The sequence below is a fragment of the Parabacteroides sp. FAFU027 genome, assembly GCF_022808675.1.
GTDB lineage: Bacteria > Bacteroidota > Bacteroidia > Bacteroidales > UBA7332 > CAXXIC01.
In genome coordinates, this window is sequence record NZ_JAKZKV010000002.1 from 54,118 (window position 1) to 77,447 (window position 23,330).

The following is a 23,330-nucleotide window of genomic DNA, read 5'->3' on the forward strand; positions in this document are numbered from 1 at the left end:
AGCCCTCCTCCAAAGGGAGGGAGAAAGACCGGGGTTAATGACATACCACAGAGAACCGCAGAGATTTTGCACGGAGAAACACGGAGTAAAATCCTCTGCGGCTCTTGTAGTATAAGGAGAAGACATCAAGCCAGTCTTGAAAATAGTAAATTGTAAATACTTAAATAGTAAATAAACAAGATGCAAACTCAATATTTAAGAATCAATCCTGAAGACAACGTTGCGGTAGCCATCGTAACCTTGTCAGCCGGCGAAACGGTGAATGTGGATGGTAACGAAGTTACCCTGCTGCATGAGATCCCTGCCGGACATAAGTTTGCGTTGCAGGATTTCGCTGCGAAAGATTTCGTGGTGAAATACGGATACGCTATCGGTCACGCTCGCGAAGCCATCGCTAAAGGCGCTTTGGTGAATGAGAAAAACATCAAAACCAACCTCGACGGGGTATTGGAATACACCTATTCTCCTAAACTGGAGTTCCCTGAAATCGCTAACCGCAACCTGACTTTCAAAGGTTACCGTCGTAAAAACGGTGATGTAGGTGTGCGTAACGAAATTTGGGTTGTTCCAAGTGTAGGCTGTGTTAACGGTACCGTAAACCAACTCGTGGAAGAGCTGAAAAAAGAGACTAACTGCGCTGGCGTTGACGCTATCGTGGGTTATCCTCACAACTACGGTTGTTCTCAGCTGGGCGACGACCACGAAAACACCCGTAAAATCCTTCGCGATATGGTGATGCACCCAAACTGTGGTGCCGTGCTGATCGTAGGTCTGGGTTGTGAAAACAACCAGGTATCTGCATTCAAAGAGTTCCTCGGCGATTACGATACTGAGCGTGTGAAATTCATGGAGACTCAGAAGGTGGGTGACGAATTCGAATCCGGCATGGAGCTGATGCGCGAACTTTACGCAGTGGCATCAAAAGACGTGCGTACCGATGTACCTTTGGCTGAGCTGAAAGTGGGCTTGAAGTGTGGTGGCTCTGACGGCTTCTCCGGTATTACCGCTAACCCGCTGTTGGGTGTATTCTCTGACTTCCTGGTAGCTCAGGGCGGTACTTCGGTATTGACTGAGGTGCCTGAGATGTTCGGTGCGGAGACTATCCTGATGAACCGTTGCGAAACTACCGGTCTGTTTGACAAAACCGTTCACCTGATCAACGACTTCAAAGAGTACTTCATCAAAAACGAACAGCCTATTTATGAAAACCCTTCTCCGGGTAACAAAGCGGGTGGTATCTCTACTTTGGAAGAGAAATCATTGGGCTGTACCCAGAAATGCGGTAAGTCTGTTGTGAAAGACGTATTGATGTATGGTGACCGCATCCATACCAAAGGACTCAACCTGTTGAGCGCTCCGGGTAATGACCTTGTGGCTGCTACGGCATTGGCTTCTTCTGGCTGTCAGATCGTACTCTTCACGACCGGTCGCGGTACTCCATTCGGTTCTTACGTTCCAACGATGAAGATCTCTACCAACTCGAACCTGTACAACAACAAACCGGGCTGGATCGACTTCAACGCAGGCGTAATCCTCGAAAACAAAACGATGGAAGAGACTCACGAAGCATTCGTAGAGTACATCATCAAAGTGGCAAGCGGCGAGCTCGTGAACAACGAAAAGAAAAACTATCGCGAAATCGCAATCTGGAAAATGGGTGTTACATTGTAAGCAGCAAAGAACAATCAACCCTATATAATGAAGCCCGCTCGATGGATATTGAGCGGGCTTTTTTTTGTTGTCAAATACTTACTTGGGGTCTATAGCTCTAAATTTCATATAATAAAAAAAGAGAAACATACATGGAATGAATTGATACTGTATCAATAGAAACAACTGTTCTATTAAATACAAAAACATCGTCTTAACATAAGCTAGCAGTCCTATTTCACAACCAAAGCCAGACTCAAAACCATCAAAATTAGCAGTTTCATAAAAAAGGTATCGTCTTGTTTGCGAATCATCTGATTCTTCTGGCATTTCACTTCTTATGTATACGAAATCCTTATTTTCACTAGTAGATGGCTCTCCCTTGAGACCTTCTCCAGAAGTAACAGTATAAGCACCCTCATAATCGCCAAAAAAGTAATTCGACTTAAAAAAGTTCAAATAGAAAAGAGCAATCACAATAAGAAGGACTGGCATTACCTCTGATGCTTTAAAAAATGGAGCAAAGCGTCGAAAAAAATACAAGACTAGCTTATACAAAATAGAACCACCAACAACTACAATTACAACGCCCAATATATAGATATATGACGATTGAAATATTTTACCAAATAAACTTTCAGAGTCAACACAGTTAAAAAAAAATTTCAGATGGACCCGGATATTTGAAAGCCAAGTCATAAAAAAACGGAGTAAGGTCAAAAAGATAGTAAATAGAAACGAAGCATATATACTCAACTTGAATATCCTAATCGTTTTAGCATTCATAAACTTCATATTTGGTTAATCCTTGATCAAACGGCATTCAATTTCTGATAGAGTTTTATTTAAATACGGCTCAAACTCATGCTCCATTACTCCATCAACTCGTTTCAAAACAAAATCATTTTTTCTTGCTGCGTGTATTTCCCCATTTTGCAAATAAAGTTTCTCATTGGGTTCTGACAAGATTTCGTATATCCCTTTTAGCCCTTTGCATCTTACATTATCTCCTTTCTTGTACATACGTATAGAATTTATGATTTACATAAAAAGTGGGATTCGAACCCACACCTTCGTTGTCAACGATGTTCTTCCAATTAAACTATTTAACTCCCATTTTCATGTGAATATTTAACTCTACATTAAATTCCCATGAAATACGAGATCGCAATTGTGCCAGTTTCTTTGAAACAATCTGAAAAATATCTGATAGATAATTTGGAATTAAAAAGGCACAATGCTCTTTCATAACTTCCATTATTTCCATAATGATTCATTTTAAAAGATTCTGTGCACTATTGCATTGCTTTCGATGGGACTTGAACCCACATCTGCAAAAACGTGCCACCTATCCAATTCAGCCACAAAAGCATCCAAAATTATAAATAAATATTTGTTTGGCAAGAATATACCTATTCTTGTTTATGTCTCTTCAAAGCAAATACAAATCCCACTTCAACCCGCTACAAAATGTAGAACTAAGAATTACACCTCAACCAACCATCTACAAAATGTAGGAACAAGAATCAAACCTTATTCAACCCTCTACATTTTGTAGAAACAAAAATGAGTATTCATTCAACCCGCTACAAAATGTAGAAGCTTAGTTTAAGCTGCAGTGGACCATCTACAAAATGTAGAAACCCCAACGACAACCCATTCAACCCGATGCAATTTGCAGAATCAAGAATGAGGCATCATTCAACCTGCTGCAAAATGCAGGAGCTTGTTTTATGTTGTTGTGGAGTTGCTGCAAAATGCAGGAGCTCCAACGAGATCCTATTCTTCCTCCTGCAAATTGCAGGAGGTTGAATAAGTATGCATCCAACCGCCTGCAAAATGCAGGAACATGAATAAGGTCCGTTTCAGGCTGCTGCAAAACGCAGCGACCTGAATGGCACACCAACGAGCATTCTGCAAAATGCAGACTACAGCTCAACGTCATGTGCAAAAAGCGTTTGGTCGGTCAATGTAGCCTCCGGATCAATTCGAAACAAGAACAATCCCTTGCCTAAAAAATGACTATTCTTTCAGAAAGCGGGTAGTCTCCCCAATGGCATTCAATCCTCCTCTATCCCCTCTCACCACACCCCAAATCACACTTATTATCAATCATACAGGAATTTCCGCACAACAAATTCAAACCATTCTAAAAATCAAGTATATTTGTGTGCATTAAGATCAAATAATACAATTCGCTCTCTAAATTTCTACATTAAATTACAACAGTACCATGAAACCACACCTACTCTACCGCGCCACGCAATGGCTGCTTATCCTTTCATTTGCTGTATTACCGCTATCCTGTAAAAAAGAACTGAAACCCCTGACCGTTGATCCGGCCTTTGCGGCTTATGTGATATCCTTCACATCGGGGGTGGTATCCAATGCAACCAAAATACAGGTACGGTTGGTGCAGGAATGTAAAGAGGCTGTTCCCGGAAAAGAGCTGTCATCCAATCCGTTTTCGATCAGTCCGGGAGTGAGCGGAAAGGCGGTATGGGTGGATCGTCAGACAATTGAGTTTATTCCGGACGAAAAGCTGGAGTCAGGTGAGATTTATACCGTTGACTTTGCCCTGAATGATTTCGTACAGGTACCATCGGAATTGAAGACGTTGAAATTCCGCTTTCAGGTGATGAAGCAGAATATCTCGTACGAGTTTAACGGGATAGAGCCGGAGAATGAATCGGACATGAAGCTGCAAAAGATACGCGGTAGTTTTACCACCGCCGATGTGGCAGAGGGAAGCGAACTGGAGAAGATTATAGAATTCAGTGGGAAAGCCGGTGAGCATGTCAACTGGATTCACAGCAAAGATGGACATTTTCACAGCTTCACACTCGACAGTGTAGAGCGGAAGGAGGATGCTTATAAAATAGACATTGAATGGAATGGTAAGAAAATAGGGGCTAAAAATGGATCTGAAGAGTTTGAAATGCCCGGAATCAATGAGTTCAAGGTGATCCATGTCAAAACCGTTTCGGTTCCCAAAGCCCAGATTGAGGTCTATTTCTCGGATCCGGTGAGCAGGATGCAGGATCTGGATGGACTGTTTAAACTCTCAGGCAATATTCCCATGGGAATCATGGCCAACGGGAATGTGGTAAAACTGATCCCAACCCAACCAGTCACGGGGGAAGTAGATCTGATGGTTTACGGAGGAATCCGGAATACCCTCGAGCGTAGTATGGGGGCAGGCCAGAACTTCCGGTTGAAGTTTGTCAGCCTGAAGCCTCAGGTGGAACTTATCGGAGACGGTGTGATCGTTCCTCACAGCGGGGGAATAATGTTTCCCTTCCGGGCTGTAAGCCTTTCGGCTGTGGATGTGAGGATCATCAAGATTTTTGAAAACAACATCGTCCAGTTTTTACAGACAAATCAGCTGAATGAAAACAATGAGCTCAAACGTGTGGGCCGGGTGGTGTACAATCAGGAAGTACAGCTTACCTCCGAGGAAAAGATTGATTATACCCAATGGAACAACTTCTCGCTGGATCTATCCAAACTCATCGAAACAGAGCCCGGGGCTATTTACCGTGTGGAAATCAGCTTCCGGAAGAAGCATTCGCTCTATCCGTGTGTAAACAAATCGGAAGACAAAGAGGAGTACACCGAACCGGAAGATCCGAATAAAGAGTACAACGAACCGAACACCTGGGGGTATTACGAGGATGAAGGCGAATACGATTATGAAGATTACAAATGGCAGGACCGCGATGATCCCGGCAAACCCTCCTATTACATGGGCAATGCGCACAAGGTGGCGAGAAATATTCTTGCATCGGATTTTGGGATAATCGCCAAAGCCGGTACAGATAATAACTATTTCGTGGCTGTAACCGACCTCCGCGATACCAAACCGTTTGAAGATGTGGAACTGGAATTCCGGAACCTGCAGAATCAGGTCATCGGGAAATCGAAAACCGATGGCGACGGGTTTTGCAAAATCAGGTTGCAGGATAAGCCCTTTGTAGTCATCGCCAAAAAGGACAAAGAAAGAGGCTACCTCCGGTTGGATGACGCATCATCCTTATCGCTTAGTATGTTTGATGTAGCCGGTGAGGAATTGAAAAAAGGGGTACGCGGCTTTATTTACGGTGAACGTGGCGTGTGGCGTCCCGGTGATCTGATCTATCTGACATTTATCCTGGAAGATAAAAACAAATCGCTTCCGGCAAACCACCCCGTCATCATGGAACTGTATAATCCATCGGGGCAACTGATCAGCCGGATGGTGAAAACGGCTAACCTGAATGGCTTCTATAACTTCCTGATCAAAACCAACCCAACTGCTGCAACCGGAAACTGGTCTGTAAAGATGCGCGTCGGAGGTTCGGTCTTTGCCCGTAACCTGAGAATCGAGACGGTAAAACCCAACCGACTGAAGATCAATCTCAACTTCGGCTCGCAATTATTAAAAAAGGGTGTTCCGGTAAATGGTAAACTTCAGGTCAACTGGTTGCATGGCGCTCCGGCGGCTAATGCAAAGGTGAAAATTGACGCTACAGTAGCTGCGACCAATACTACCTTTGCCGCTTTTCCCGGATATATATTTGACGACCCGGTGAAGAAAGTGGCCTCTCAGGATATTTCTGTATTTAACGGCACACTCAATCCGGAAGGAGCGGCAGCAGTCAATACGCACTTTGATTTTGCATCCGATGCTCCGGGTATGCTGGCGGTACAGATGAAAACCACGGCCTTTGAAGGAGGCGGGGATTTCAGTACCGACCGGGCTATATTCAATTATTCTCCCTACAAATCCTATGTCGGGGTAAGAATACCACAAGGCAAGGGATGGAACAACGCACTCAACTCCGACGAAGTCAATCTTGTCCCCATTGCACTGGTGGATGAAAACGGAAGGGGAAAATCGGGAAAAGTCAAAATCGAAGTTTACAGCGTTTACTGGCGTTGGTGGTGGGAACATCAGGCAGAAGAGAATCTGGCCGATTACGTAACCAACCAACACACCAACCTGATCAAATCGGATATTGTTTCTATTACCGGTGGCCGCGGTTTTTACCAGATGTATCTCGGCTCACAGGACTATGGACGAAAGCTGATCCGCATCACCGACCTGGAGAGCGGACACAGTACAGGGGGTATTTTCTATACAACCTATAAAGGCTGGTGGAGCAATGCCGGAAACGACAATCCCGGTGGAGCGGAGATGCTCATGTTCCAAACGGATAAGAAAGAGTACAAAACCGGCGAAAAGATTACTATCGATCTACCGGTTACACACCGTGGTAAAGCGCTGATCAGCGTGGAGACAGGTAGCCGTGTATTGAAAAACTTCTGGTTTGAACCGGAAACGGATAATTCCCGCTTCAGCTTTGAGGCAACACCGGATATGGCTCCGAATATCTATATTCACGTCACCTATATCCAACCGCATAATCACGGCAAGAATGATTTCCCGATACGGATGTATGGCGTCCAGTCGGTAAAAGTGGAAGATCCTCAAACCCATCTTTCACCCCGAATCACCATGCCGTCTGAGATCAAGCCGTTGCAGAAATTTAACATTAAGGTGGACGAAGCGAGCGGTAAAGCCATGACCTACACCATTGCCGTGGTAGATGAGGGACTGCTCGATCTGACACGTTTCAAAACGCCAAATCCATGGGATGCTTTCTATACCCACGAAGCGTTGGGTGTGCGCACCTGGGATTTATACAAATATGTGGCCGGTGCATTTACCGGCAAACTGGCCGGACTGTATGCCATCGGCGGCGACCAGTATTTTGACCGAAAAGGCAAAAACAACAGTAACCGCTTCAAACCGGTGGTTTTGTATCAGGGTCCTTTCACGGTGGAGGCTAAGAGCTCCCGCACGCATACCTTTACGATGCCCAACTATGTGGGTTCGGTACGGGTAATGGTCGTTGCCGGAAATCAGGGAGCATACGGTTCGACTGAAAAAGCCGTTCCGGTGCGACAATCGCTGATGGTTTTACCTACTTTGCCACGTGTCATCAGTCCGTCCGAGACAATCAAAGTCCCGGTTTCGGTATTTTCAATGAATCCGAAGATTAGGAATGTAACCGTTCAGATTCTAACCGATAACAAATTCGCCATTGCCGATGGTGCTGTCCGCAAAATTGCATTTGATAAATCGGGTGAAAAGATGACCGAATTTACCCTGAAAGCCAAGAACACCACCGGAGCCGGTAGGATCATGATCAAAGCAATCTCGGGAAGTAACGTTTCCACGTCAGAAACTGTCCTGAACATCCGGCTCCCGAATCCACCGGCTGCAAAAGTCATCACAGCAACACTCCAACCGGGCAAAACCTGGTCGCAGGTGGTCAGTGCCTTCGGCATACCGGGTACAAACTCAGGTACGGTGGAAGTATCCCGTTTCTATCCGGTCAATCTGGAAAAACGGTTGAGCTACCTGATTCAATACCCGCACGGCTGTATCGAACAGGTGACGTCGGCAGTATTCCCGCAACTCTTTCTGCCTCAGATGATGGATATGAACGATGCCCGCAAAGCAGAAGTGGAAAGCAATGTAAAATCATGCCTGGCCAAACTGAAGAGTTATCAGTTGGTCAACGGGGGCTTCTCCTACTGGCCCGGTGAATCGAATATTGCAGATGCCTGGGGAACCAATTACGCCGGACACTTTATGCTCGAAGCACAGGCCAGAGGATATCAACTGCCGGTGGGGCTGCTTAATACGTGGTTAACCTACCAAACCCGTGAAGCCAACAACTGGAAACCTTCCCGTAAGAATTACGGAACGGATCTCATTCAGGCTTATCGTCTTTACACCCTTGCTCTCGCTAAGAGACCGGCCCTGAGCGCCATGAACCTGATGCGTGAAACAGCGGAGATTGATCTGGCGGCGCGTTGGCGGCTTGCTGCGGCATATTGTGCAGCCGGCAAACCCGAGATTGGTGCGCAGATTGTATCCGGTATTCCGCTCAAACCACAAAAAAGGGAAGAGTACTTTGACACCTACGGAAGCTACGGTCGGGACGAAGCCATGATCCTGGAAACTCTGGTCATGCTGAAAAGAAGATCGCAGGCAGAGGCTTTGGTCCGCGATATTGCCAATGTCCTGTCGTCAGACGAATGGTTAAGTACGCAGACAACCGCTTACATGCTGCTTGGCGTTTCCAAATTCGCAGGCGGAAATGCGAATGGCGGCAATCTGAAATGCTCGCTGAACATCGCCGAAAAAACAATGCAGATAAATTCTCCGAAAGTGATTTCGCAAAACAATATCGGATTTAATACCGGCTATCAAAAGAAAGTTACAATCACGAACAATAGCAGCCAACCTTTATTTATCCGCGTGATCACACAAGGCGTTCCCCTGATGAAGGGACAGGAAGCGACAGCTCAAAATCTGGCCATTGCCACTTCTTATGCAGATATGAAAGGACGTCCGTTGAATCCGTTATCCATCAAACAGGGAACACAATTCTATGTCAATCTGACGGTGACGCACCCGGGTGTCCGGATGGATTACAAGAACCTGGCCGTTTCGATGCTATTCCCATCGGGTTGGGAAATTCTCAATGCCCGTATGGATAACATCAAAAGTGCTGTCCTGAAAACCGACGAGCCGGATTATCAGGATATCCGGGATGACCGGGTGTACATGTATTTCAATTTGGCGAAAGGTCAGACCAAGACCTTCAGGGTATTGTTGCAGGCGGCTTACCTGGGCCATTACTATCTGCCATCCGTACAATGCGAAGCCATGTATGACAACTCGGTAAGAGCATATACCAAAGGATATTGGGTGGGAGTTGTCAGATGATAAATTTCAGTATTTGGACTAAATTGATGGATAAAACAAAAGTTATCAACATCCTCAACAAAATAAAAAGCCGGTGCATCAGACACCGGCTTTACTATCCTTATCCACGCTTCTGGATATTGACGGCATTTGCCATATTCATGATCTGGTTTGCATTCGCTCTTCCCAGACCCTTGTTTAAGCCGGTATATTCGACCATCATCGAAGACGAAAACGGCAACTTTCTCTCTGCCCGGATCGCCAACGATTACCAGTGGCGATTTCCGAAGACGGATAGCGTTCCTGATAAATTCAAACAATGCGTGAGGTTTTTCGAGGATGAATACTTCTTCTATCATCCCGGGGTAAATCCGGTCTCATTTGGTCGGGCCATTATCCAGAACATTAAAGCTAAGAAGGTAGTCAGTGGCGGCAGTACGCTCACCATGCAGGTCATTCGCATGAGTCTGAACGATCAAAGCCGGAATGTTTTCACCAAACTGTACGAAATGCTCCTGGCTTTCCGACTGGAATTAGGATACAGCAAAAATGAGATCCTCAACCTCTACGCATCACATGCACCGTTCGGAGGAAATGTGGTCGGGCTGGATGCTGCCGCCTGGCGTTATTTCGGAAGACCGGCCTTCCGCTTATCCTGGGGTGAAACTGCGGCACTGGCGGTATTGCCCAATGCGCCTGCGCTGATCTTTCCGGGGAAAAACCACACGATCTATCTGAAAAAGCGAAATCGCCTGTTGGATAAACTTTGTGCAAAAGGAATCATTGAAAAAACCACCTGTGAACTGGCAAAAGCCGAACCCCTGCCCGATAAGCCGAAAGCATTGCCCCAACTGGCTCCTCATTTACTGAATAAACTGATCAACGATGGGGTTTCGGGACAAACCATCCGCACCACCATTAATTCGGATATCCAGCAATTTGCCGCAAACACTGCCCGCAAGTACATTCGCTATTATGCCGGTAACTTTATCCACAACATGGCAATCGTTGTTTTGGATACCCACTCCGGGGAAGCCAAAGCCTATGTCGGAAACATTGATGTCGAGGGGTTGAAAAACACACCTTACGTGGACAATGCCATTGCCAACCGCAGTTCGGGAAGTATTCTGAAACCGTTTCTCTATGCAGCCATGCTCGACGAAGGGCAATTGTTGCCCACTTCGCTGGTATCGGATATCCCGACGCACTTTGGCGCCTATGCTCCCGAGAATTTCGAGAAGACCTACGAAGGAGTCGTTCCTGCGGACATTGCGTTGGCTCATTCGCTGAACGTACCGGCTGTGCGCGAACTGGACCAGTATGGTGTCGTGAAGCTGCATCATATTTTACATCAGATCGGATTTACCTCTATTGACCGTACGCCCGATTACTACGGACTCTCATTAATTCTGGGGGGAGCCGAGGTGAATTTGCTCGAAGCCACTTCAGCCTATTCAGGCATGGGGAGAGCGGTACTTTCTTATTTATCCTCCGGAAAATATTATGCGGATGATTTCCGTCCGGCCCGGTTGGTCAAAAAGGAGTATCCCGTCGATGACAAACCCGTTCCGTCTAAGATAGGTGCCGCAGCATTGTGGTACACCCTTGAAGCCTTAACCACCGTCAACCGCCCGTGGGGAGAGATCGGGTGGGACTTCTTTGCCTCCACCCATAAGATTGCCTGGAAAACCGGTACCAGTATCGGATCACGGGATGCCTGGGCTATTGGTGTCACCCCCGAATATACCGTAGGTGTATGGGTAGGAAATTCATCCGGTGAAGGCAGGCCGGGATTGACAGGAGTTACCCATGCAGCTCCCGTCATGTTTGAGATATTTAAAAGCCTGAAGACAAAAACCTGGTTCAGGCAGCCGACACAGGATATGCAAAAAATATCGGTTTGCAAACAAAGCGGCTTCAGGGCAACAGATAAATGCGAAGCCGAAGAGATGTGGGTTCCTAGGAATGGGGTAAAGGTGAAATCCTGTCCATACCACAACTCCGTGTTTCTGGATGAAACGGGTAAATACCGGGTTACCGGAGAATCCTATCCGGTGAGTAAAATGCAGATTCAGTCGCGCTTTGTGCTACCTCCGGCACAGGAGTATTATTACAAGCAGAATCATCCGGAATATACGGCGCTTCCGCCTTACATGCCGGGATGTTCTTTGCCGGGCGAACAGATGATGGACATTCTCGTGCCCGATAACAACACGGCGGTTTATATTCCGAAAGGGATTGACGGGAAGTTGGGGATGCTGGTTTTCGAAGCGGTTCACCGGCGAAAGGATGCGACTATCTTCTGGCACATCGACAATGACTTCATCCAAGAGACGCACGGCATTCACAAGATTGAGGTAACTCCTTCGATTGGCAAACACATCCTGTTGATTGAAGATGAAGAGGGGAATGTGGTTCGTCGGAGATTTAAAGTGCTGAATAACTAATCAAACAACGAACCTTCCTGCAAAATGCAGCAACCCCACCAAGCCCCATTTCAACCCGCTGCAAAATGCAGGAGCCTGAATGGCATCCCAACGGACTTTCTGCAAAATGCAGAAGAAAGAATGGACTCCCGTTTAACTTCCTGCATTTTGCACGGCTTTGGATGAGTACACATTCAACCTTCTGCAAAATGCACAGCCTTGTTTTACATCTCAACCAGCCTCCTGCAAAACGCACGAGCTTGAATGCCCTCCCCGTGCGCATTCTGCAAAACGCAGAAGCAAATTGTATTTGACTCCCCACCTTCCCATCCTCTCATTTGACACAAACGGATACTAAAACAAACTGTTTTATAACTATTTACCTGAACAAAAGGGGGTATCTATATGTATCTTTGTGTATCACATACTGTGACCTTATAAATCCAATCCATCATGAAACGAATTCTATGCATTGCTTTAGTTGTAATGGCATTTTTCGCCATCCGGACTGTAAATGCCCAAACGAAGCTTACTGTTGACGTAAGCCAGAAAGGGGTAGCCGTCAGTCCCACCCATTACGGCATCTTCTTCGAAGACATCAACCATGCCGCCGATGGTGGTTTGTATGCCGAATTAATCCGAAACCGTTCGTTCGAAGATGCCTCCACATTGGATTACTGGAATCTGGCTAACCAGACCGGAGCCAGCGCCACGATGAGCGTGGAGACAACCAATCTACTCAACAGCAGTCAGACCCAGGCATTGAAACTAAGCGTCACGCAGGCATCACCCACCGCCAGAGCCGGCGTGTATAATACCGGATTTTGGGGCATTAACGTGGTAAACGGTCAAAAATACACCCTGACTTTCTTTGCTAAATGCGATGCCAGCTTCACCGGTACGGTAACCGCATCGCTCGAAAGCAGCACGGGGGTGAAATATGCACAGGCTACCGTCAGCGGGTTGACCACGGGTTGGCAAAAATTTACCTGCACGCTCACCGCAACCGGGGAAAATACAGCCGGTCGTTTTGTTCTCTCCACCAATTCGACGGGCACGCTCTGGTTTGATGTGGTATCGGTGTTCCCGCCGACGTACAATAACCGGGCAAACGGCTTACGCCCCGATCTGGCTCAGATGCTGGCAGACTTACATTCGAAATTTATGCGTTTTCCGGGAGGATGTTTCGTAGAAGGAGATTATCTGGCCAACCGCTACCAGTGGAAAAAATCAATCGGCAATATCGAAGACCGTCCCGGCCATTACAACCTGTGGGGATACCGCACCACCGACGGAATGGGTTACCATGAATTCCTACAATTGTCGGAGGATATCGGCGCTATCCCCTTGTACGTAACCAACATCGGGGTTTCGCACAACGATTACCAGCCTTACACCGACCTCAACGGCTACATCCAGGATGCGCTTGATGCACTGGAATATGCCAACGGGGATGTTACGACCACTTACGGTGCAATGCGTGCTGCCAACGGCCACCCGGCGCCATTCAATATCCAGTATATTGAAATCGGAAATGAAAATTCATGGGGAGATAATTACAACAATCGTTTTGCCCTGTTTTACAATGCCATCAAGGCCAAATATCCGAATATCCAGTGCATTGCAGATGGACCGGTACCGACTACTACGCAGTTTGTGGACGAACATTACTACAGCAGTCCGCAATGGTTCATCGACCAGTTCAACAAATACGACACCTATAGCCGCACCGGTAGCAAAGTCTATGTGGGCGAATATGCCGTAACCTCCGATTGCGGGAACGGTAACCTGAAGGCTGCCATCGGTGAAGCGGCTTTCATGTGTGGCATGGAGAAGAATACGGATGTGGTGGGCATGTGCTCGTATGCGCCCATATTTGTCAACACCAACAACCGGGCCTGGAATCCGGATATGATTGTTTACAATGCCTCCGCATCTTATGGCACGCCGTCGTTTTACGTCCAGAAGATGTTTGCCAATAATATGGGAACTGTCACCATCCCGGTGAAAGATACCCTTAATCAAATCATCACCCCCATTGACGGAACGGGAAAGATCGGTCTCGGCACCTGGGCCACACAATCTGATTATTCCAACGTGACCGTCACCAACAGCACAGGTGCAACGCTGATTTCGGAACCGTTTGCCTCGACCGCCAACTGGACTCCGGGTACCGGTACCTGGTCGCTATCCAACGGCATCTATTCCCAGACATCGTCATTGACGGATTGCCGGTCCATTGACCAAACACTGATAAATGATTCCACTTATACGATTTCCCTGAAAGCCCGCAAGACGGGAGGGAACGAAGGCTTCCTGATCATCTTCGGATACAAAGACAGCAACGATTTCTACTGGTGGAATATAGGAGGTTGGGGGAATTCGCAACACGCTATTGAGCATTGCGTGGGCGGTTCCAAGACGGTATTGGTGCCGGTCAGCGGAAGTATTTCGACCAATGTCTGGTATAATGTCCGCATTGAAGTGTCACGCACCAAAGTCCTTTGCTACTTAAACGATGTGCTGATTCATACGCTGAATGCCTCATCTACATCGAAGCTCTACACCTCTGCCACACTGGATGAAGCGACCAACCAGTTGTTCCTGAAAGTGGTCAACCCCAATGCAACCGACTTCCGTACGACTGTTAATCTGAAAAATGCCTCAGCAAGCAGGGTATCGGGCACTGCCAGCATACTGACCTCAACCAATGTTTCCAATGAAAACTCGTTTGCTTCACCGAATTACATCGTTCCGGTAAGTTCGGCCATCGACACCCTGGGCAGTGCATTGAATTATACTTTCAAAGCAAATTCCGTAACCGTACTGAAACTCAGCACCGGCAACACCAATGGAGTAATCTCTACAAAGGCAGACGGGAAAAAGCTCGCGTTCTTCCCCAACCCAACAAAAGATTTCATTTACTTCAAAAATGCCGACGCTCAACCTATCTCTTTCCAGGTGCGCAATGTTACGGGACAAACTGTTCTGCAAAATAAAGCCATCAATGGTAAAGCTGATGTATCGGCTCTTCAACCCGGAATTTATTTATTGACAGCGCAGCAGGGAAACCAGATCGTTTCAGGAAAAGTAGTCAAAGAATAACCTAACCCATATTATCGGACAAAGCCGTTGCAGAAATGATTTGCAACGACTTTGTGGTTTTATACAATTGGTAGAATGCATTTGAAAATGCCATTTAACCTGCTACATTTTGTAGAAACAAAAACATGATTCCATTCAAGTCTCTACAAAATGTAGCACCTTGAATTATACTTCGACAAACCTTCTACAGTTTGTAGAAGTAAGAATGAGTATCCGTTTGATCGTCTACAATGTGTAGAAACAAGAAAATCGCGGCATTTGACCTTCTACATTTTGGAGCATCTTGATTGACTACCCAACGGACTTTCTACAAAATGTAGCGCATCAATGGCTCTAAAGTTCGCTCATTTTGAGGAAATCGCGCAGATAAACGTGATGGATTCCCTGGTAATTCCCTCCGGCATTAAATGCATCCATCGACACCACATACTTCGGATAACTATCAGCGATCTTCAATAAATTACCAAACTCTCTCTCGTGCGTCTTTTCATCAGGAATCAGGTAAGTGGATTGGATATATACCTTTCTTCCTTTTTTTATCCCGACAAAATCTATTTCCAGATTGTCAAGCTGCCCGACATAGACTTCGTAACCGAGGATCTGTAAATGCTGGTAAATGCAGTTCTCCATCAACTTGTGTATATCGCGGCTGAAATCAATATTTTGCAGACAATTCCTCAGCCCCAGATCTTCAAAGAAGAATTTATCGCCAATCTCAAATTTCTTCAACCCCTTGATATCGATACGACGCACTTTATGAATAATAAATGCATTACTCAGCGCCCGCAAATAATTGATTATAAGATTCACGGAAATATCCACTTTCTGGGACTTCAGGTATTTATGAATATTCGAAGCAGAAAACAGACTCCCTACATTATCGGCAATATATTCAACCAGTGTTTCGAGAAAATCCACATTACGAATATTCTCCCGACTAATCACATCCTTGAGCAAAATGGTCGAATAGACATTCTTCAGATATTCTATCGCCAGCTCGTCTTCCAATCCAAGTCTCGACAAATAAGGAAGTCCACCATAAGTCAGAAACTGCCTGAGAGCTTTATCGTCATCGCTCAGCTGATGAAACTCCAGAAACTCTGAGTAGTTCAGACTATGAATCCTAAACTCAATATAACGCCCCGAAAGATAGGTGGACAACTCACTGGATAACATTTTTGCATTACTACCCGTACAAATAATCTCGCATTTCATTTCAGCCTGATAGCTTCGCAACACATGTTCAAAGCCTTTTATATCCTGAATCTCATCAATGAAAAGATAATTCTTTACCCCCGGTAGAATCCGTTCGTTAGCATAAGAAAAAAGATCTGCATCATCATGAATTGACCGAAACTCTTCCAGTTCCTTGTTGATATAGATAGTATTAGCCTCCGGATTAGCCTGTTTTATATCTTTAATCAACTGCATAAGGATATAACTTTTACCGACACGACGTTGTCCGGTCAGCACTTTGATAATTCCTTTATCCATAAATGGCATTATCCTTTCACAATACAGAGGGCGATTGAAGAGTTGCATATCCTTTGAGTATAATCAAAACTTTACACAAATATACCATTTTCTTTGATTATAATCAATGAGCAATCCGAAATATCACACTTTATCACTTATAATCAACGCAAGTAAATTCGTATTATCCGATGTTTATCATTCACCCCTTCAAACTCTTACTTTACATGATCCCAGGCCTATTCATCCGGATGATTCTTATAATTCTGCGCGTATTGTGAAGGTGTTACCCCAAATGCCTCGCGGAAATATTTGGTGAAATATTTATGCGTATTGAATCCCACCCGGTCAGCCACCTCGCTGACAGACATTTGCCCCTGAGCCAATAGCTGAGCGGCCCGTTTGAGTCGGATGGAACGGATAAAATCCGAAGGCGCCATTCCGGTAATGCTCTGCAGTTTCTTATATAGAACGGTACGATCCATGCTCATTTCTTCGCTAAACTGCTGTACAGAAAACTCCGGATTATCCATATTACACTCAATGCAGGCTAATGCTTTTTCGACGAGTTGCTGGTCCAAAGAGCTAATGGTAATTTCTTTCGGATTGACCTCGATCTTTTGTGTAAACTGATGTTGGCGAAGGTTTTGTTGCTCAATCAGTTTTCTGATTCGAAGCAATAACAGGTCGAGATTGAAGGGTTTAGACAAATATTCATCCGCTCCCGCGCCGAAGCCTTCCAGCTTGTGCTCTTCAGAGGTTCTGGCTGTCAGCAGAATGACCGGGATATGCGAGGTTGACAGGTCTGATTTTATTCGCTGGCAAAGCTCAAGCCCGTTCATTTCAGGCATCATCACGTCACTGATGATCAGGTCAGGTTGGGATGATTTCGCCAGTTCCAGTCCGGCCTTACCATCGGCAGCATGCAAAACATCATAGCTTTTGGCCAATTCCCCAATCAGGAATGTTCGCAGGTCATCGTTATCCTCCACCACCAAAAGCCTGTACCGTTTCGTTGAGTCAACGGTTACATCAGGATGTGTCAATTCATCCGTAATGGAAGCTTCATTCTCAGCAGGCTGTAATGAAAGATTCATCGGTAGTAATATGGTAAAACAGGTACCTTTGCCCGGTTCGCTCTTCACGGATACCTCTCCGGAATGTAATCTGACATACTCTTTCACCAAATGCAATCCGATACCGCTACCCTCCTCCGATCCGGCAACCTGATAGAAACGATTGAAAATATCCGGCAGCTCACTCTCCGGGATTCCCTTGCCTGTATCTGACACCTCAATTTTCAGCGTTTTCTGTTCTTCCATAAGGATAAGACTCAGGGTAATCTGACCTCCGTTGGGCGTATATTTAAAAGCATTGGACAATAAATTATTGAGAATGCGGTACAGCTTTTCCCGGTCAAAATAGATATATGCCTCTTTCGAAGAGCAATTGACATCAAAGTTGATCCCTTTCGCCAAAGCCAGTCTGGAAAAAAGCTCTTTGAAACTGCTTATAAAATCCACAATATTCCCGAAAGACAGGTTCAGCTTTTCCCCGGTCACTTCCAGGCGGCGGAAATCAAGCAACTGGTTAACCAGATTCTGGAGATCCCGGGCATGCCGGTAGATGATGCGGAGCCTTGGCTCAAGTGAAGAATCTTTCATCTCTTTCAGCAGAGACTCAATCGGTGTGACAATTAAAGTCAGCGGCGTTCGAAACTCATGACTGATATTGGTAAAGAAGTTAAATTTCATCAGGTTAAGCTTCTCTTCATTCCGGCGAACAAGTTCACGCTGAGATAAAATCCGGTAATATCGCAAAGCAAAAAAGGCGGCCAGAACAATCACAACCAGATAAATCAGATAGGCCAGCGGCGTTTTCCAGAAAGGAGCTTTTACCTCAATAATCATTTCAGAATAACCGGCGGTCCACTCCTTGCTGTTGTTGGCAGATTTCACCTTCAACCGGTAAATCCCCGGAGACAGGTTGGTATAACCGGCTATTCCGGTTCCGTTCCGACTGTAAATCTCGCGCCAGTTGTCATCCACCCCTTCCAAGCGATACCGGAAGTAGGTCTGTGTTGGATTGATATAGTTCAGCGCTGAAAACTCTATCCCGATAAAATTCTGGTTATAATTCAGGGAAAAGCGTTCTATCGAAGAGACAGAGCGCTTTAAGATGATATTATCATCGTAGGATTGCCCCTGTTTTATGACATTTCCAAACAGCATCAGATTCGTAAACACCGGCTTGGGCAAGCGAGGATTGGTCGGATTCTTTTGAAGGTCGATCACATTAAATCCGTTTACTCCACCCATAAGCAACAGCCCCTGTTTTGACAACAATATAGAATTATACGAGAATTCATTACCGAGCACTCCGTCAAAATGATTGAAGTTGGCAATCACGAAGTTCGGTTTATTATTGCGGCTGGTGACAACAATGCGGGAAACACCACCGGCGGTAGTCACCCATATCCTGCCCTGCCGATCCTCAATAACGCTCTTGATGCTGTTATTCACAAGTCCATCATCGGTGTAGAGTGTCTGTACCGAATTACTGCCGGGCACCCACATACAGAGCCCGTCCTGAGTGCCAATCCACACCCGGTTCGATTTATCTTTGTAAATGCAGTTATATTGCTGATTGACTTTCCGCAACAATACATTCAGGGAATTGCTGAATTGTCTCTTCTGAAAATTGTAAATAAAAAGGCCGGTATTTCCTTTTCCTAACAGCCGATTCTTATCAAGGGAAATCAACTGTGAAACCCCGTTCGATCCTATTCGGCTAATCAATTGAATAGCGCCATTTTCGGGATTAAACTGCTCGATTCCTCGATTGGTAGAGGCAAAAAGCGCACCGTCAGCTGTTTCGCAAAGTCGTCGTATCGTTACCTGTTTCGGGTCATAATGCCGAATGCTATTATTTTGAATTGAATAGAGCCCCTGGTGATCTGTACAAATCCAGATCCTTTGCCGGGAATCTTTAATCAGAGAAGTGCATGCTACATCATTGGAAATACCCGGATATTGTGACACCAGGCCTGAAGCTGCATTGTAAATGTATAATCCACGGGAAGTTCCGACCAAAATACCATTCGGAGTATCGGCAAAACCGGTCACTTCAATATTCTTTATTCCATTTCCGAAAGAAGATAATCCGACATTGCCAAACTTGAAACGATCGGGATGATAATAAAGCAGCCCCCGGTTAAATGTCCCAATCCACAATCCGCCCTGGGAATCATGATATTGGGAACTGATCTCGCCGTTAATCTCAGATCCATCGACTAATCTGAAAGAAGAAATAAACTGCTTTTTCTGCAAGGATTTGTCAAAAATCCACATGCCAGACCTGCAACTTACCCAGAAGTTTCCGTATTGATCAATCGAGGGTGTATTCAGCCAATAATCTGTTTTCAATAAAACGGTTACTTCCTTCCGGGAAATATCATAACTGGTTATCAGGCCTTTTGCATCAGAACTGGTCCATAACTGATAAATGACTTTAGGGGTCACCGCCAAAAACAACGACCAGTTATCGTGTCTTTCGTCAGGCGTACTGAGCTGATTGATCTTGTAAATCGCCCGCCGGGATCTCAAATCATAGCATACCATCCAGCCGGAGCGGTAGAATAAATACACTTTGTCCTTTACAACTGTCAGATCAAGCAAATCATCTTTTTTGCCTGACGTCTGCGACACACGATATACAAATACGCCCGTTTTTCCGGTTGTGGCGTTTCTAAATAACAATTTATCCGAAACTGTTCTGATCCAGTAATTCTTATACTGATCCATGAAAAAGTCGGCAATCGGCTCGCGGATTCCCATTCCCGCAAGTACACTATCGGGGCGGGAGACACTCTGCTCCTGGTTGATACTCATGAGCAAAAGCTTCCCCTGATACTTCAACCAGATATAGGATTCATCAACATATTCACGATGAAAATTCCGGAATCCGCCCAAAGGCATTGCGTCACTTCCCTTCAGATGAATGTACTTAAAGGAGGTTCCATCGTATATGTTGGTAATCCCCTCTGTACTGATTACCATGCGACCATCAGGGAGTTGCAGAATATAACGAACCCGGTTCTCGGAAAGGCCGCTCCGGGTATCGACCGGGGTAAATACAAAGCGTTGCTGAGCTTGCACACAAGAGAGACAAGCATTCAACAATATATACGTCAGAAGAATGAAATTTCTATATGGCATTGATTGTCAGATATTCCTGATAATAGAACTACATTTGAGAACACTAAATTAGCAAGAAAAGAGATTACATCCTGATTTTGAGATGTTATTCTGATAAAAAGAAAAATGCAGCAAACACCCGGCAGGGATATTTGCTACATTTTCCACATTTACAGAGTCAGACAACTCTTATTTTTTTAGCACGGCAGGTGTATTGGCCGATTTAAGCAACCGGATAAAGAAAACTCCGCCAGCTACATTTCCAGATTGAGGCCGGAACGTAACTTTCACTTTACTTTTTCCTTTAACCATCGATTCAGGAATCGTGTATTCCGCATTTCTGAAATCATCCACTTTCCATTTTCCGACAAGATTTTCAGCAACCAGTTTTGCGTCATCGATGAAAATATCGAATGTGCGGTTTTTATTTTCGTTACCCCAATAGCGAACCATCAGTGTCAGATTCTTTTCATTTCCGGTTTTCATATTATAGCTGAAATATCCTCCTTCACGCGCATCACGCCAAAACTCATCCCTGTGTGTTCCGGTTGTTGAGTTGGATTTATCGATGGCATGATCTACCTCCGGCTGTTGCTGCCCGGGTTGCACAAAGTCAATCGTGCGGCTTTCCAGCTCCATTTTCTTCGCTTCTTCCTTAGCCAGTGAGTCAAGCACATTCTTGTATTGGTCGTTTGATAAATTCATCCAGTACATCATATAGCGGGCATCGTGGATTTTAAAGAACGGTTCCAGTTCAAGCGTATTCTTTGCATTGACAATGTTAGTTCCCGAGAATGTAAATGTCAGCGGCTTTCCGGCCACCGGAGTCAACTTACCGGCAAGTGCGGCACGATTATCATCCACAATGATCGGAGCCTGATCAACCGGCAACATGCGTCCTCCTGCGATATGCCCCCAACGGCTATCGTCAGCCACCAATCCTTTCAGGTCTTCAGTACCGGTTTTCGCACCAAGCAGAATAGGGCCGTGCATAAAGGAAATGTAGGAAGGTACATTATGCAACTGCTCAATCGTATTGCGCATTGGAAGAATAACTTCTACGACATCGTTGCTCTTCCATTTCCGCTTAATCGCGATGTATGATGACGGCTGTGATGTGTAAGATACAGGCTGGCCGTTAACCAGAACCTTCAGTTCGCCGCTTGCCACCCACGACGGATAACGCACCAATAAACTGAACGGTTTTGATCCGCCTTTGACGATGGTCAGTTTTGTTTTTTCACCATATGGGAAATTTGTCTCTTGCTTAAGGCTCACGCCCTTTTCTTTCCAGTTCAGTTCTGATGCGATAAACAGATTGAGGAACAGGGAGTCATGACGGTGGGTATAAATGAATTCACCGTATTTGCCATGATTCTCCATACCGGTACCTACACAACACCACATGGCCTTTTCAGGTGCTGAATATACGCGGTAATGACGGGGGCGGGCCGGGGTAAAATAGACATATCCGCCGTGCTCTGGGTGCTGCGTGGAAAGAATATGGTTGAACAAAGCACGTTCGTAAAAATCTGCATATTTTGCCAGGGGCTGCTCTCTGAATAAATCTTCGGTGAGCTTCAGCATATTATTGGTATTACATGACTCCGGACCTTCTACCATATTTACATAGTCGATCCATGACGATACCGGTGGAAAAAACTCACGACGACTGTTACCGCCTAATGACAAGCTACGGTTTTCTGTTACCGTTTCCCAGAAGAAACTTCCGGCAGTTGCATAATCCTTATCTCCGCTTACCTCGGCTATCCGTTCAAAGCCGACAGCTTTTGGCACTTGTGTATTGGCATGTACGTTGTCAAGATTATCCTCTTGAACAGACATTGCATTAAACAACTTTTTATGGGAAAATCTCTTTGCCGTATTCAGATATTTCACGTCACCGGTCATTTGATACGCATCGGCAAATACTTCGTTCATTCCGCCATGTTCGTTCCCGAGCATCTCTTCCATTTTAGCATCAGAGAGCCCCGATGTGAGCACAACCGCCCAGTCACAGAATTTCAGGAAGATTATTTTCGCGTCTTTATTTCCACCATACAACCACGCATCTCTCAGGCCGGCATACGTTTTATGGAGGTTATACCAGGGTACCCAGCTTTTCCAGATAGGGCCCATATTTCCGGTTTTAATCACAGGCCATATTTCGTTACTTTTGGGCACACCGCCGGCATATCCTACACCCCAATCAGGGTATTTAACGCTATTGGCGTCCTGGCAAGCTTTAAACTCAGCAACCATGTAATCCATCCGTTTCTTACATTCGGCATTTCCGGTAGAAGCGTAATGAATGGCAAGAGCCGACAAATAATGTCCGGCAATATGTCCATCCAGCCCATCGCTTTCCCAGTTGCCGTAATTCTTTGCCTTAGCCGGCAAGCCGGCAACCGTGCGATAAGGAGCCAGCAATCGGTCGGCATCATATTTAAGCAGAGTGGATACATTCAGATCCTGGGCATGCTTAAAAGGACCATCCAGCAATTTTACGTCCGAAAGCGGGAAGGTATTCGGATAGAGTTTTTCTTGAGAAAATGCGGTTTGTTTAAACACAAACAAAAGCGCAACCGCAATCAGTGATTTTTTCATGTCTCTTTAATTATATTTGTTTTGCTATAAAGGTAACTCACTAATAATGTTTCACATATTCGTTTCAAAAGTATTATTTCGTCAAAGTAACGCATTGACAAAATTACAATA

At 45.4% G+C, this 23,330-nt stretch carries 10 protein-coding genes and 2 tRNA genes; 4 read left to right on the forward strand and 8 right to left on the reverse strand.

Annotated elements, in window-relative coordinates; translation table 11 throughout:
- Positions 1-180 precede the first annotated feature (180 nt).
- The gene (locus MLE17_RS03595; RefSeq protein WP_243347148.1) at positions 181-1,671 is read left to right on the forward strand and encodes a UxaA family hydrolase; all 1,491 of its coding nucleotides are present in this window, start codon (positions 181-183) and stop codon (positions 1,669-1,671) included.
- Between the two features lie 78 nt (positions 1,672-1,749).
- Here the strand turns inward: MLE17_RS03595 and MLE17_RS03600 are convergent, their stop codons facing one another.
- The 5 genes from MLE17_RS03600 to MLE17_RS03620 all read right to left on the reverse strand — a co-directional run bounded on the left by MLE17_RS03600 (position 1,750) and on the right by MLE17_RS03620 (position 3,021).
- A complete protein-coding gene (locus MLE17_RS03600; RefSeq protein ID WP_243347149.1) occupies positions 1,750-2,349 on the reverse strand; it encodes a hypothetical protein in 600 nt (199 codons plus the stop codon).
- 102 nt (positions 2,350-2,451) lie between these two features.
- Positions 2,452-2,673 carry a hypothetical protein gene (locus MLE17_RS03605; protein WP_243347150.1) on the reverse strand — a complete coding sequence of 74 codons (222 nt, stop codon included), beginning with the start codon at positions 2,671-2,673 and terminating at the stop codon, positions 2,452-2,454.
- 22 nt (positions 2,674-2,695) lie between these two features.
- Positions 2,696-2,757, reverse strand: a tRNA-Val gene (locus MLE17_RS03610).
- Positions 2,753-2,917: a hypothetical protein gene (locus MLE17_RS03615; RefSeq protein WP_243347151.1), complete on the reverse strand. Its 165-nt coding sequence runs from the start codon at positions 2,915-2,917 to the stop codon at positions 2,753-2,755. The genes MLE17_RS03610 and MLE17_RS03615 overlap by 5 nt, the downstream gene beginning before the upstream one ends.
- 37 nt (positions 2,918-2,954) lie before the next feature.
- Positions 2,955-3,021 (reverse strand) — tRNA-OTHER (locus MLE17_RS03620).
- Positions 3,022-3,883: 862 nt separating this feature from the next.
- Between MLE17_RS03620 and MLE17_RS03625 the strand changes: the two genes are divergently transcribed.
- The 3 genes from MLE17_RS03625 to MLE17_RS03635 all read left to right on the forward strand — a co-directional run bounded on the left by MLE17_RS03625 (position 3,884) and on the right by MLE17_RS03635 (position 14,943).
- Positions 3,884-9,433, forward strand: coding sequence for an alpha-2-macroglobulin family protein (locus tag MLE17_RS03625; RefSeq protein WP_243347153.1), 5,550 nt, complete (start codon positions 3,884-3,886; stop codon positions 9,431-9,433).
- Positions 9,434-9,459: 26 nt separating this feature from the next.
- A complete protein-coding gene (gene pbpC / locus MLE17_RS03630; protein ID WP_243347154.1) occupies positions 9,460-11,859 on the forward strand; it encodes a penicillin-binding protein 1C in 2,400 nt (799 codons plus the stop codon).
- Positions 11,860-12,291: 432 nt separating this feature from the next.
- A complete protein-coding gene (locus MLE17_RS03635) occupies positions 12,292-14,943 on the forward strand; it encodes an alpha-L-arabinofuranosidase C-terminal domain-containing protein (RefSeq protein ID WP_243347156.1) in 2,652 nt (883 codons plus the stop codon).
- A gap of 333 nt (positions 14,944-15,276) precedes the next feature.
- Here the strand turns inward: MLE17_RS03635 and MLE17_RS03640 are convergent, their stop codons facing one another.
- The 3 genes from MLE17_RS03640 to MLE17_RS03650 all read right to left on the reverse strand — a co-directional run bounded on the left by MLE17_RS03640 (position 15,277) and on the right by MLE17_RS03650 (position 23,219).
- Positions 15,277-16,437, reverse strand: a complete 1,161-nt coding sequence (locus MLE17_RS03640) for an ATP-binding protein (protein ID WP_243347158.1) — start codon at positions 16,435-16,437, stop codon at positions 15,277-15,279.
- Between the two features lie 218 nt (positions 16,438-16,655).
- Complete coding sequence (locus MLE17_RS03645; protein WP_243347163.1) at positions 16,656-20,633, reverse strand: hybrid sensor histidine kinase/response regulator transcription factor; 3,978 nt, start codon at positions 20,631-20,633, stop codon at positions 16,656-16,658.
- Positions 20,634-20,801: 168 nt separating this feature from the next.
- The gene (locus MLE17_RS03650) at positions 20,802-23,219 is read right to left on the reverse strand and encodes a glycoside hydrolase family 127 protein (protein ID WP_243347164.1); all 2,418 of its coding nucleotides are present in this window, start codon (positions 23,217-23,219) and stop codon (positions 20,802-20,804) included.
- Positions 23,220-23,330: the final 111 nt, after the last annotated feature.